Here is a 13524-nt window from a genome sequence, read left to right as displayed (position 1 = left end):
TCACCGACCGCTCAGGCCAGCAGCCGGTACAAGCCGATCAACCCGACCACGACGATGACGGCACGCAGCGCCGTGGGCGAGAGCCGGCGGCCGTACCGGGAGCCGAGGGCGCCGCCGATCAGCGAGCCCACGGCGATCAGCGCCGCCACCGTCCAGTCGATCCGGTCGAACGCGACCAGCGTGTAGGCGGTGGCGGCCACGACGTTCACCAGCAGCGAGAGCAGATTCTTCGCGGCGTTCTGCCGCTGGATGTGATCGTGCAGCAGCGCGCCGAACAGGCCCATCAGCAGGATGCCCTGCGCGGCCGTGAAGTAGCCGCCGTACACGCCCACTGCGAAGGTGCCGACGATCAGCGCCGTCATCCGGGCGGGGCCGATCTGCTCCTCCGGGCCGCCGGAGCGGCGCAGCACCCACTGCTGCAGCTTCGGCTGGAACACGACGAGGAGCAGCGCCAGCACGAGCAGGACGGGCACGATCGTCTCGAAGGCCGACTCGGGCAGGTTCAGCAGCAGCCACGATCCGAGGACCGCGCCGGAGACCGACGCGGGGATCTGCCACCGTAGCCGGGGCCACTGTCCGCGCAGCTCCCGCCGGTACCCCCACGTGCTCGACACCCCACCCGCGACGAGCCCGACCGCGTTGGACATCGTGGCGGTCACCGGCGGCAGACCGAAGGCGACGAGGGTCGGGAAGGTGATGAGGGTCCCGGAGCCGACCAGCGCGTTGATCGCGCCGGCGCCCAGCCCGGCCAGGGCGACGAGGAACAGTTCGAGCGGTGTCACCGAGCCGACCTTACGGTAGGCGCCGCCGTGGCCTGTCGTCGCCACCCCAGAGCGTCGGGTGCCACCGAATACGCTGTCTCGACAAGGCTTTCGCGTGGATCGCCGGCGGACGGCACCGGCCGCCGCGGGTGCCGGTGTCCCGCCGTCGTGGCCCGCCGGTGCACCGTCCCAATTCCGGACACTCCCCGTCCGCGGGAGCCGCCCACCCCTCCCGCCGGTTCGGGGGCCGAACGGTCCCGTTCCGGCGACGCGCGCTCGAATCCGCAGGTCGAGGGGCGTCCGAGGGCGGGAGATGAGCCACGTCATAGCGGGTGTCCGAAAGTGGCACACTTCACATCCTCGGGTCCGGCCGCATGCTCTTCCTCATTCGAACCGCATCACCGCAACCCGAAACGGGGGACACCCGATGGACAGACTCATCAACATCGACAACGGTGGCACGCTCACCGACATCTGCGCCTGGGACGGCCACGAATTCAGCTTCACCAAGACCCTCACCACACCGTTCGATCTGTCGCAGTGCCTGTTCGACGGATTGACGAAGGTGTCGAAGGAGATCTACGGAGCCGAGGACCTGCCTGCACTGCTGCACTCGACGGCGCACATCCGTTACTCGACCACGCAGGGGACGAACGCGCTCGTCGAGCGCAAGGGCCCCCGCATCGGCATCATCACCGACTCGGCCGACCTCGTCGACGAGCTGCGCCGCACCCCCGAGCAGCAGGCGCTGTTCGACGACCTCGTCGGGGCCCGGGTGGCCGTCGTCGACGCCGAGGCCGCGGACCTCGAGGGGGAGCTGGTCGCCCGGGTCAACCGTCTCACCACCGACGGTGCCGCCCGCATCGTCGTCGCCGTCGGGGACACCGACGACGGACGCGAGCGGAAGCTGCGCGGCATCCTGCTGCGCAAGTTCCCGCGCCACCTGCTCGGCTCGGTTCCGTTCCTGTACTCGTGGGACTTCACCACCGACCGCACGCCGGCCCGGCGGGTCTGGTCGGCCGTGATCAACACGTTCCTGCACCCGACGATGGAACGGTTCCTCTACAACGCCGAGCACCGGCTGCGCGACCACCGCGTCAAGAACCCGCTGCTGATCTACCGCAACGACGGCGCCTCCTCGCGCGTCGCGAAGTCCGTGGCCCTCAAGACGTACTCGTCCGGCCCGCGCGGCGGCCTCGAAGGCACCCGGGCGCTCGCCGAGATCTACGGCCTCAAGCACGTTCTCATGATCGACGTCGGCGGCACCACGACCGACATCGGCACGGTGGCCGGGCGGGAGATCCTCACCGACCGCCGCGGCTCGATCGCCGGCATCCCGATCTCCTTCCCGATGTCGAACGTCGAGTCGGCCGGCATCGGCGGCAGCTCCATCATCACCGTCACCGACGGGGCGATCACCGTCGGACCGGAAAGCGTCGGTGCGGCACCCGGACCGGCCTGCTTCGGCTTCGGCGGCACGTCCGCCACCATCACCGACGTCAACCTCCTCCTCGGCGTCCTCGACCCCACCACCTACCTCGACGGCGACTTCACCCTCGACGCGGACCGGGCCCGCGCCGTCGTCACCGCCACGGTGGCCGAACCTCTCGGCCTCACCCTCGACGAGGCGCTGCTCGCGATGGAGCAGGCGTACTTCACCGCGATGGGCAACGCCGTCGCGCCCGCGGTGTCGGAGGCCGACGAGACCACCATCGCCGCGTTCGGCGGCGCCGGCCCGATGAGTGCGTGTGGCGCGGCGCGGGTCGCGGGCGTGCGCAGCGTGCTCGTCCCCAAGCTCGCGGCGGTGTTCTCCGCCTTCGGGATCGGGTTCTCCGACATCGGGCAGAGCTACGAGGCCGACGTCGCGGACACGGCGGAGGCGACGCTCGCCGCGGCCGTGGCCGACCTGCTGGCCAAGGCAGAACGGGACATGTTCCAGGAGGGGCACGCCCTCACCGACTGCGAACTGTCCTGGACCCTGACCACCGAGGATGCGCACGGGGCCACGGTCGACGAGGCGTCGTACGAACCCGGCGAGTGCGTCGAGCTCCTGCCCGGCGCGTCCACCGCGCTGACCCTGGTGGCCACCCGCCGGATGAACCGGATCGAGCTCCCGCACGGCTCCTTCGCCGAGGCCCGCGATCCCCGGGCGGCCGGGGAGCGCACCGTGCTCGGAGCCGGCGGCCGACGGGCGGTGCCGGTGTTCGCGCTGGCCGACCAGGAGCCCGGCGCCACCGCCGAGGGCCCGGCCATCGTCGAAGGCCCCTTCTTCACCGCCCGTGTGCAGGAGGGCTGGAAGTTCGACGTCACCGCCGGCGGCGACCTGCTGCTCACCGACACCCACTGACCGACAGAGCCCGAAGCCTGTTCGACCGCAGGCTCGTTCGAAGGATGCACGACATGCAGATCCCCATGACCGAATACCTGGTCATCGACCTCGACAGCGAACTGTGGGTGTGCCGGGTGTGCCGGCACGAACTCGGCAGCGCCCGCGGCAATTACAAGGAAGGCACCCTGGTCTACGACCGCGACCCGCGCGAGATCCACCAGCCGATCATCGATCCCGACCGCTACGAGTTCACCTTCTCGCCGGACCCGGCGTACTGCCGCATCCTCGAGTACTACTGCCCCGGCTGCGGCACCCAGATCGAGACCGAGTACATCCCGCCGGGACACCCCCCGACCGTCGACATGGAATGGGACGTCGACGCCTTGCGCGCCCAGTGGCTCGAACGCGGCACCGATCCCGGACAGGTCGTCACGTACGGCCCCGGCCAGGACGCCGAGGGCGAGTTCGAAGGCCGGCGCCACAACCACCACTAGTCACCGCGACCCGCAAGGAACCTCGTCACCATGAAACGAATCTCCGTCGACATCGGCGGCACCTTCACCGACTGCTTCTTCGCCTGGGACGACAAGTACGTCGAGGCCAAGGCCCTCACCACCCACCACAACCTGGCGCAGGGATTCAACGAGGCACTCGACCTCGCCTGCCGCCGAGCCGAGCTGGACCGGGACGACGTCCTGTCCCAGGTGGATTCGGTCCGCTACGCGACCACGCTCGGCACCAACGCCCTCATCGAACGCAAGGGCCCGCGCGTCGGTGCCATCGTCACCCACGGCTTCGAGGACACCATCCCGCTCTCCCGCGGCCGCGGATACGGCGAGGGACTCGATCCGTCGATGCAGCAGAACCTGCCGGCCGCGGAGCGGCCCGAACCGCTGGTCCACCGGAGCCTGATCCGGTCGGTCCAGGAGCGGGTCAACTCCGCCGGCGAGATCGTCGTTCCGCTCGTCGAGCAGAACGTGCGCACGATGGTGCGCGAACTCGTCGACGCCGGTGCGCAGGCGCTCGTGGTGTCGCTGGTGAACGCCACCGAGAATCCCACCCACGAGCTGCGGATCATGGAGATCATCCAGGAGGAGTACCCGGAGCATCAGCTCGGCGCGATCCCGGTACTGCTCGGCCACCAGGTCTCCGGGCGCAAGGGCGAGTACGTCCGCGCGACGTCCACCATCGTCGACGGCTTCCTGCACGGCATCATGTTCCACGCCATGAGCCAGCTCGCGAACAACCTGCGCGACTCGGGCTACGACAAGCCGATGCTCATCATCCACAACTCCGGCGGCATGGCCCAGATGAACTCGACCGATGCCCTGCAGACCATCCACTCGGGTCCCGTCGCGGGTGTCAGTGCCGCCGAGCATCTGTCGGAGTCCTCGGGGATCGGCAACATCATCACCACCGACATGGGCGGCACGTCCTTCGACATCGGGCTGGTACCCGCGGGCGGCGTGAAGCACTACGACTTCCAGCCCACGATCGACCGCTGGCTGGTCTCGGTCCCGATGATCCACCTCGAAACCCTCGGTGCCGGTGGTGGTTCCATCGCAAGCTACGACCGGATCCACCACTCGGTCCGGCTCGGGCCCGAGTCCGCCGGCTCGGACCCCGGTCCGGCCTGCTACGACCGCGGCGGGCTGCGGCCCACGGTGACCGACGCCGACCTGCTGCTCGGCTACCTCGATCCGGACAACTACGCCAACGGCTTCATCAAGCTCAACCGCAAGCGGGCGGTGTTCGCCGTCGAGGAACAGCTGTGCGACGAGCTCGACCTCGACGTCATCGACGTCGCCAAGGTCATCAAGCGGTCCGTCGACGAGCAGATGGCGATCGGCATCGCCAAGGAGTTGCGGGTGCGCGGCTATCTGCCGGAGGACTTCACCATGCTCGCGTACGGCGGCAACGGCCCGCTGCACGCGTGCGGGATCGCCGACCAGGCCGGCATCCGCAAGATCCTCGCCCCGCCGTTCTCCTCGGTGTTCTCCGCCTGCGGCGCCGGCAACATGAAGCAGCTGCACATCCACGAGCGCGGCGTCCACGTGGTGCTCTACAACGCCACCACCCGCGGGCTCTACGACAGCTACGACGAATTCAACGACATCGTCGCCGCGCTCGAGGCCCGGGGCGCGGAGGATCTGCGACGCCAGGGTGTCGGCGACGGGGCGATCGAGCACCGCCTCGAGATGGACCTGCGCTACGGCAACCAGCTCGTGACGACGGCAGTGGCCTTCGACATCAACCGGATCCACGGCGTCGGTGACGTGCTCCACCTGATCCGTACGTTCTCCGACATCTACTCCAAGCGCTACGGCGAGGGGTCGGCCGCACCCGAGGCCGGCATCCGCGTCCAGACCATCAGGGTCGCGTCCTACGTCAACGGTGAGACCGTCGAGTTCGATTCCCTGCACCACGACGGGGAGCGGACGCTGCCGACGCCGGTCGGGCACCGCGACGTCCATTTCGTCGCGCATCCCCGGGCGATCACCACCGCGATCTACGACGCCGACGCGCTGAGTCACCACCACGTGATTCCCGGTCCGGCGATCGTCACCACCGAGAACACGACCTACCTCGTCGAGCCGGGCTGGCGCCTCGAACCCTCACCGCAGGGCGCCGTCTGGTTCCTCAAGGACTAGCGCAGAAACACAGGAGACACAGCCATGACCGCACTTCACGACGACCTCACAGCCGCTGCGGAGCAGCGCCTCGCAACCGCTTCGCTCAACGAGCAGGAGCAGCAGTGGGTCGACGACTTCATGGACGAGACGACGCTGTTCCTCGGGCCGGACCGGGAGATCATGCGTTCGCACCACATCACCTCCCGCAGCGAGTTCGAGCAGGAATGCCTCGCCGACGGGGTCGACCCCCTCCAGGTGGACCGCATCCGCAAGCGCCTCGCGGGCGCCCTCGACGAGGGCTTCGAGATGTGCGAGGCGATGGGCGCGGCACCGGGCGCCAAGTGGGGCGACCTCACCACGGCCATCTACACGGCGGCCGGGGACGTCACCTACCTGTCCTGCCACGGCGTGATCGCCTTCTCCGCGATCCTGCACCACCCCATCCGGTACATCATGAAGTACTGGAAGGACGAGCCGACCGTCGGAATCCACCCCGGCGACGGGTTCATCCACAACGACGCCCGCTTCGGCAACGTCCACAACACCGACCAGTCGATGATCATGCCGATCATCCGGGACGACCGCATCATCGCCTGGGTGGCCGCCACGATCCACGAGGGCGAGAACGGCGCCTGCGAACCGGGCGGCATGCCCTCCGGCTCGGAGACCCCGTTCGACGACGGTCTGCGGATGAGCCCGTTCAAGATCGTCGAGCGCGGCGAGCTGCGCCGCGACCTGCTCACCTTCCTGCAGCACTCGGTCCGCGACCCGAAGCTCCAGCTGGCCGACCTGAAGGTGAAGATCGGTGCGGTCCAGCGCATCCAGGAACGCGTCGACAAGATCATCGACGAGGTCGGCGTGGAAACGTTCGTCGCGGCGCTGCGGATCACCGTCGAGGACGTCGAGGCCGAGGTGCGCCGGCGCATCCGGGAACTGCCCGACGGCACGGTCCGGTTCAACCAGTTCATGGACTCCACCCTCAAGGAGAACATCCTCATCAAGCTCGCCTGCTCCATCACGGTCCGGGGCGACAAGATGACCATCGACCTGCGGGGCAGCGGACCGGAGATCCTGAACCGGGCCATCAACTCGCCGCTGTGCTCGGTCAAGTCGATGATGATGCAGGCCATCCTCGCGTTCTGGTGGCCGGACCTGCCGCGCTGCACCTCCGCGATGAGCCCGATCGAGATCATCTCCGACGAGCACACGTGGTCCGACGCCGGCTACGACGCCCCCATGGGCCAGTCGCTGCAGGCCTCCTTCCGCGGCTTCTCGGCGCTCCAGAATCCCTGGGCCAAGCTGCAATTCTCCAACCCGGAGAAGTTCTCCAACGTCATCGCGCCCTGGTTCAACCAGATCAACACCTTCCTGTGGGGCGGGGTCACCCAGCACGGCGACCAGGTCGGCAACCTGTGCGCCGACCTGAACGGCATGGGCGGCGGCGCCAAGGCGTTCCGGGACGGCGAGGACGCGGTCTCCCCGCTCTTCTGCGCGATGGCCGACACGGCCGAGCAGGAGGTCATGGAGGAGGAGGTGCCCTTCATGCAGCTGGTGAGCAAGCGGATCGTCCGCGACAACCAGGGCTTCGGCAAGTACCGCGGCGGCATGGGCTACGAGATGATCGTGGCGGCCGAGGGCACCCCGCTGTGGGGCTTCATGACGGTGACCTCCGGTGCCAAGTTCTCCTCCATCAGCGGACAGTTCGGCGGGTACGGCTGCAACACCTACCCGCTCGCGACGGTCAAGGGCGTCAACGTCTACGACGAGCTGCGCCGCAACCCGGAACGGTTCGACCTGTCCATCGAGAAGGTGATGAACGAACAGCCCTTCGAGGGCGCCGAGTACAGCACCAGCCACATGGGTCTGCAGTTCGACGTCGCCAAGGACGGTGAGCTGTACATGATTTCGCAGGGCACGGGCGGAGGGTACGGAGATCCGCTCGAACGCGCCCCGGAGGACGTGGTCGCGGATCTCGAGATCGACCGGATCTCCGCGAAGGTGGCGCACGACATCTACGGCGTCGTGTACGCGCCGGACACGTTCGTCGTGGACGTCGACGCCACGGAGACGCTACGCGCGTCGATGCGGCGCGACCGGCTCTCCCGCGGTGTGCCCTACGGCGAGTTCGTCGAGAAGTTCGTGACGCCCGAACCTCCGCAGGACCTGCTGTACTACGGATCCTGGGGCGACACCGAGGAACTGACCGCCACGCACTTCACCGTGCACGGCGCCGAGCGGGTCACCACGACGATCGACAAGATGCCGATCATCATGATGCCCGACCGGCGGGAGCTGAAGATCGCCGAGCTCACGGCCCGGGTGAAGGAACTCGAGTCCAAGCACGGCGAGATCGTCCACCGCAAGTCCTGAAACCGGTCCGGCCGGAGCCGGTTCCGGCCGGCTCCGGCCACCGGATCCACCCAAGCCGGGTGCCCGCACGTGTGCTCCCCTCACCGTGCGGGCACCCACTCCCTGGAGTCAGAAACATGACCATCTCGTTTCCCGCCGTACTCGACGCGCCGGTCTCCGGGCGCCGGGTCCCGCTCGTCGTCGACCATCTCGACTACAGCCGCCGGGTCCTGCTCCGCGGCAACCCGGTGCCCTGGGAGGATCCCACCGCGCTGTCGAACTTCCTCAACCAGGCCCACGGGCTGCTGCGACCGGACGTCACGCTGCTCGATCTCGGCGAGTACTACCGCCTCGCGGCGGACGACCCGCGCCTGCGCGAGGCGATGGCCGCACGGTCCCGGACCGGGTACGCGTTGCGGGCACTGCTGGCGGACGCCGCGACCGCCCGCGCCGTGGCGACGCTCGCCGCCACCGTGGCCGGCACGACCCGGCTGCCGCTGGTGCTGCAGATCCCCTCGCCGCGGGCCTGGCTGGCGGCGACCCACCCCGGAGACGTCGCGGACCTGGACGCGGACCGTGTCGAGGCCGCGGCGATGTACGTCGCGGACTGGCTGCGCGGCTTCGCCGAGGTGCCGGTCTCGGCGGTCCTGCTCGACGAGCGGATCGCGCCCGGCGCCGATGCCGCCGCGCTACCGCCGGTCGATCCGCAGTCGTACGTGCCGGTGACGAACGTGGCTGCGCACTACCGGTGGGAGATCGGACTGCGCGGCGAGGACACCGTCTCGGTCGGCGCGCACGAGGGTGACGTCCTCGGCTCCGGCTACTGGCTCGCCGACGACACTGCCGTACCGGACGCCCGCGGCGCGTTCCGGCTCGCGCACCTGCCGGCGGACGCGGTCCCGGAGACGGTGCTCGCCCGGCTGGCCCGGCTCGACGGCCACGGTGCCTGAACGTGGACGACCTGCACACCGGTGCCGCGGGGAGGGGCACCGGCCCGGGGGCGGACGCTACCCTGGAGGCGTGACGTGCATCACGAGAGTGCCGGGGCGAGGCGCCCGATGAAGAGCGCGGACCGACGGCTGCGGGTGGCGGTCGCCCGGGCCGGATTCCTCGACTCCGGCGAACCGGACGATTCGCTGGTCTCCTCTGTCGTGTCCGCGTCGTGGCGGCGCTCCGCCGCGGCGGGCGTGCGACCGTCCGGTGGGGAGGTCCGGTTCGCGGGGGAGGTGGACCGGACCTCTCGGCTGGTCCAGTGCTCGCTGCCGGTCCTGGACCGCCTCGCGGAGGAGACCGTCGACGTCCCGGTGAGCATCGCCCTGACCGACGCCAAGGCACAGGTGCTGATGCGCCTCGACGGGGCCCGCGCCATCGGACGGTTGCTCGACCATGTCTCCCTCGCGCCGGGATTCGACTACTGCGAGGGGCAGATCGGCACCAACGGCGTCGGCACCGTGCTGGAATCCGGGCGCCCGGTGCAGATCGAGGGCGCCGAGCACTTCCACGAACGGTTCCAGCCGTTCGCCTGCTCCGGGGCGCCGATCCGGGACCCGTTCAGCGGACGCGTCGCCGGCGTCATCGACATCAGTTGCCTCACCGAGCATTCCTCGCCGCTGCTCACGACCGTCGTGCGGACCGCGGCGGCGGAGATCGAACAGAATCTGTTCCGGGACCGGAGCGCCCGCCAGCACGCGCTGTTCGACGCGTTCGTGCGGGCCGACGCTCGCGGCGGCACGGCCCTCATGGCGATCGGGAGCGCGATGTCGCTCGCGAATCCGCTCGCCCACACCCTCCTCGCGCCGGAGGACCAACGCCGTGTCGGTGAACACGTCGACTACGTCATCGGGCACCGCGCGCGCATCGACGAACTGGTCGAGCTGGGCACCGGCCTGTCCGTCCGGGTTCGCGCGACCCGGATCCTGGCGGGCGAGGACACCGCCGGATACCTCGTCGAGGTCTCCGAGGCGGCCGCGGCCGCGGCACCGCTTCCGTCCGTTCCGAACCGGGTCCGCGAGCACCGGCTGCACTCCGGGCGGGTCGGTCTGGCCGCTGCCGGCACCGATCGTCTGCGCTCGAGCGGTTCCTCCGCTCTGTGGATGCGCGCCTGCAACGAGATCGAGGAGGCCCTGTCCGCCGGGGCGAAGTTGCTCCTCACCGGCGAACCGGGCACGGGGAAGGCGTCTCTCGCGTCGGAGATCTTCCACTCCCTGTACGCCGGGGGGCGGAGCATCCTCGTGGACGGGAGCGAGACCGACCTGTCCGGGCTCACGGTGTCCTCCACCAACCCCACCCTGTACGTGCTGCGCAACATCCAGGCCATGCCCGCCCCGCTCACGACGACCTTGGCCGAGACCCTGGCGGAACCCGTCCCCGAGCACATCTTCGTCGTGGCCACCATGGAGGAATCCGAGGAGCCGCCGTCCGAGACCCTGGCACCGCTGCTGGCGGCGCTCGACCGGACCGTGCACGTTCCTGCGCTGCGGCACCGCACCGACGACATCGCCGGGGTCGTGGCGCAGGTGCTCCGCAAGATCAGCGGATCGCAGAGCCGAGCGGTCGCTCCCGACGCCATGCGGGTGCTGGCGCGCTATCCGTGGCCGCGCAACATCCACGAGGTCGAGGCGGCCCTGCGGAGCGCCGTCGCACAACGGCCTGCGGGCGCCATCACCGTCGAGGACCTGCCCGAATGGTGCCGGCACGGTCCGCGCAGGCAACTCAACGCGGTCGAGTCCGCCGAACGGGATCTCATCGCCAAGATCCTGCGGGAAACCGGAGGCAACCGTGTGCACGCTGCGCGCGCGCTGGGAATCTCGCGGTCGTCGCTGTACCGGAAGCTGACTCTGTTCGGATTCACCGGCGAGTAGTCACCTACGGGCGATCGTCGCGCCGCGCCGGTTGCCGCGACGAGGATCCCTGTCCGGATCTGGGACAGTTCGCGACCGCTCCTCCCGCCGAAGATGGAGATAGCACATCTCGTCGACTGCGTGAAGGAGGAACGAGAGTCGTGAACACCACAGACGAGCCGTTCTTCAGCTGGAACACGAGGCGAATGGTCCTGCGCACCAACGGATGTCCGTTCCACGATCAGTCGGGGATCGACTCGGGCGGTCCCGAGCTCGTATCGGACGTGCCGCTGACGGTCGGAACCCGGAGAGGGCGTCTGCTCACCGTCGTGGACGACGACGAAGAGCACGTGGCGCTGGTGGTGGGCGACGTGCAGCAGCGGCATGATGTGCCGGTTCGCTGGGTGGTCGCGGAGGGCCTGCTGATCGAGGGGAGCCGCAGCCGGCTCGACGCGGAGATCCTGTTGCCCGTGTCGGAGGCCCCCGCAATTCCGGTACCGAATGTGCGGCGCCTCGCGGACCATCGAAGCCGGTACAGCGGGGCGGTGCATGCCCTCCTCGTGCATTCCGGTGCCGTGTCCGTCACCGTCGAATTCGGCCCGGCGTCGCTCCGGGCTGCGCCGCAGCTGGACCGCTCCGCGTGAACCGCCCGATCGACCCTCGGACGGGCCGATCGCGAACCACGTGCATTTCGGGCGCCGGAGGGCTTTGATGTCGGTATGAACGGCAGGACCGGCCCCGACCCGGTACGCGTGGCGGTCGGTGCCGCCGCGACCGTGGGCGACGGGATTCGTCGCATGCTCCTGTTCGGTGTCGACGCGGCACGTCGTCTACCGGGTGTGGACCCCGCGCTCGTCGCGCTCGAGGCGCGCGGCGCCGAGACCCTGCGCGCCGGGGACGAGATCGCGGACCGGTTGCTGCGCGCTGTGGTGCGCCGGGTGGTGAGCGCCGCGCTGGACGAGGTCGACATCACCGCCGTCGTGCGGGACCACGTCGACCTCGATGCCGTCGCCGAGGGCGTCGACGTCGAGCGGATCGTCGGTCGGGTGGACCTGGACGCGATCGCGGCGCGCGTCGACATCGCACCGATCCTGGACCGCGTGGACATCGACGCGGTGGCGGAACGGGTGGACGTGGGCGCGATCATCGATCGGGTGGACCTGGATGCGGTTGCGGCGACGATCGACGTGGGCGCGATCATCGATCGGGTCGACCTGGACGCCGTCGCCGCGACGATCGACGTGGGCGCGATCATCGATCGGGTCGACCTGGACGCCGTCGCCGCGACGATCGACGTGGACGCGATCATCGGGCGAGTCGACCTCATCGGCCTGGCGAACGCGGTGATCGAAGGCGTCGACCTGCCGACCATCATCCGCGAATCGACCGGATCCATGTCCACCGAGGCGATGCGCGGCGTGCGCAGCCAGGGTATGCACGCCGACGACGCGGTATCCGGGTTCGTCGGCCGGTTGTTCGGGCGCGCCGAGATCCCGGAAGAACCGGCATGAGCAACCGGGAACCATCCCACCGACCCGCCGGAATCGTCACGAGGGGCATCGCCGCAGCCATCGACCTCGGCGTGGTCCTGACCGTGATGGGCGGGATCTATCTCGCCGTGGTACTCGTGCGGTTGCTGTTCTCGCCGCAGGAGTTCTCCTTCCCCGACGCACACGTTCTGCTGTCCGTCGGTGTGTTCGTCGGTGTCGCGTCGCTGTACCTGACGGTGTGCTGGGCCACCACCGGTCGCACGGTCGGCGCGGTGGTGATGGGGCTGCGGATGGTGAGCCGCAACGGCGACCTCGTCGGATGGGTCCGGGCGGGGCTGCGCGCCGGGCTGTGCGTGATGTTCGGGTTCGGGCTGCTGTGGGTGGCGGTGGATCGCCGCCGCCGGTCCCTGCAGGACATCCTGTTGCGCACCAGCGTCGTCTACGACTGGAAACCCGACCTGCATCTGGCCGAGGCCGAGAGGTGACGTCGCGTCCGTCACAGGTGTCTGGGCATACTCGAACCCGGCCGGATTCGTAGACGGGTAGGAGTTCGTGGTGTCGCAGGGTCTGAAGTTGGGGTACAAGGCGTCGGCGGAGCAGTTCGGGCCGCGGGAGCTGGTGGAGTTGGCGGTGCTGGCGGAGAAACACGGGATGGATTCGGCGACGGTGTCGGATCATTTCCAGCCGTGGCGGCACAACGGGGGGCATGCGCCGTTCTCGTTGGCGTGGATGACCGCGGTCGGTGAGCGCACCTCGCGGCTGCAGTTGGGGACCTCGGTGCTGACCCCGACGTTCCGGTACAACCCGGCGGTGATCGCGCAGGCGTTCGCGACGATGGGGTGCCTGTATCCGGGACGGGTGATGCTCGGGGTCGGCACCGGGGAGGCGCTCAACGAGATCGCCACCGGGTATGCGGGGGTGTGGCCGGAGTTCAAGGAGCGGTTCGCGCGGTTGCGGGAGTCGGTGGCGTTGATGCGCGAGCTGTGGACCGGGGAGCGGGTGGATTTCGAGGGCGAGTACTACACCACGAAGGGGGCGTCGATCTACGACGTGCCCGCCGGCGGGATCCCGGTGTACATCGCGGCGGGGGGTCCGGTGGTGGCGCGGTATGCGGGCCGGGCG

General features: G+C 69.5%; 11 protein-coding genes. 10 read left to right on the top strand and 1 reads right to left on the bottom strand.

What is annotated here, in order from left to right:
- Nucleotides 1-11: 11 nt before the first annotated feature.
- Nucleotides 12-782, bottom strand: coding sequence for a sulfite exporter TauE/SafE family protein (locus G6039_RS24005; protein ID WP_006945513.1), 771 nt, complete (start codon nt 780-782; stop codon nt 12-14).
- 406 nt (nt 783-1188) lie between these two features.
- Between G6039_RS24005 and G6039_RS24000 the strand changes: the two genes are divergently transcribed.
- From G6039_RS24000 to G6039_RS23955, 10 genes are all read left to right on the top strand, one after another.
- Nucleotides 1189-3108 carry a hydantoinase/oxoprolinase family protein gene (locus G6039_RS24000; RefSeq protein ID WP_043802328.1) on the top strand — a complete coding sequence of 640 codons (1920 nt, stop codon included), beginning with the start codon at nt 1189-1191 and terminating at the stop codon, nt 3106-3108.
- A 53-nt stretch (nt 3109-3161) separates the two neighbouring features.
- Nucleotides 3162-3584, top strand: a complete 423-nt coding sequence (locus G6039_RS23995) for an acetone carboxylase subunit gamma (protein ID WP_006945515.1) — start codon at nt 3162-3164, stop codon at nt 3582-3584.
- Between the two features lie 30 nt (nt 3585-3614).
- Nucleotides 3615-5741, top strand: a complete 2127-nt coding sequence (locus tag G6039_RS23990) for a hydantoinase/oxoprolinase family protein (protein ID WP_006945516.1) — start codon at nt 3615-3617, stop codon at nt 5739-5741.
- A 24-nt stretch (nt 5742-5765) separates the two neighbouring features.
- Nucleotides 5766-8093: a hydantoinase B/oxoprolinase family protein gene (locus G6039_RS23985; RefSeq protein ID WP_006945517.1), complete on the top strand. Its 2328-nt coding sequence runs from the start codon at nt 5766-5768 to the stop codon at nt 8091-8093.
- A gap of 116 nt (nt 8094-8209) precedes the next feature.
- Nucleotides 8210-9022, top strand: coding sequence for a hypothetical protein (locus tag G6039_RS23980; RefSeq protein ID WP_043802326.1), 813 nt, complete (start codon nt 8210-8212; stop codon nt 9020-9022).
- Nucleotides 9023-9130: 108 nt separating this feature from the next.
- Nucleotides 9131-10933 (top strand): sigma-54-dependent Fis family transcriptional regulator, encoded by a 1803-nt coding sequence (locus tag G6039_RS23975; RefSeq protein WP_006945521.1) that lies wholly within the window; start codon nt 9131-9133, stop codon nt 10931-10933.
- 140 nt (nt 10934-11073) lie between these two features.
- Nucleotides 11074-11556, top strand: coding sequence for a GTP cyclohydrolase II (locus tag G6039_RS23970; RefSeq protein ID WP_043802321.1), 483 nt, complete (start codon nt 11074-11076; stop codon nt 11554-11556).
- Nucleotides 11557-11631: 75 nt separating this feature from the next.
- Nucleotides 11632-12423: a hypothetical protein gene (locus tag G6039_RS23965; RefSeq protein ID WP_043802318.1), complete on the top strand. Its 792-nt coding sequence runs from the start codon at nt 11632-11634 to the stop codon at nt 12421-12423.
- A complete protein-coding gene (locus G6039_RS23960; RefSeq protein ID WP_043802316.1) occupies nt 12420-12887 on the top strand; it encodes an RDD family protein in 468 nt (155 codons plus the stop codon). Before G6039_RS23965 ends, G6039_RS23960 begins: the two co-directional genes overlap by 4 nt.
- Before the next feature lie 70 nt (nt 12888-12957).
- Nucleotides 12958-13524, top strand: a 567-nt coding sequence (locus G6039_RS23955; protein WP_164528132.1) for an LLM class flavin-dependent oxidoreductase, incomplete at its 3' end; no start/stop codon positions are given.

The sequence above is a fragment of the Rhodococcus aetherivorans genome, assembly GCF_011058165.1.
Lineage (GTDB): Bacteria > Actinomycetota > Actinomycetes > Mycobacteriales > Mycobacteriaceae > Rhodococcus > Rhodococcus aetherivorans.
This window is presented reverse-complemented; position numbering and strand designations above follow the sequence as displayed.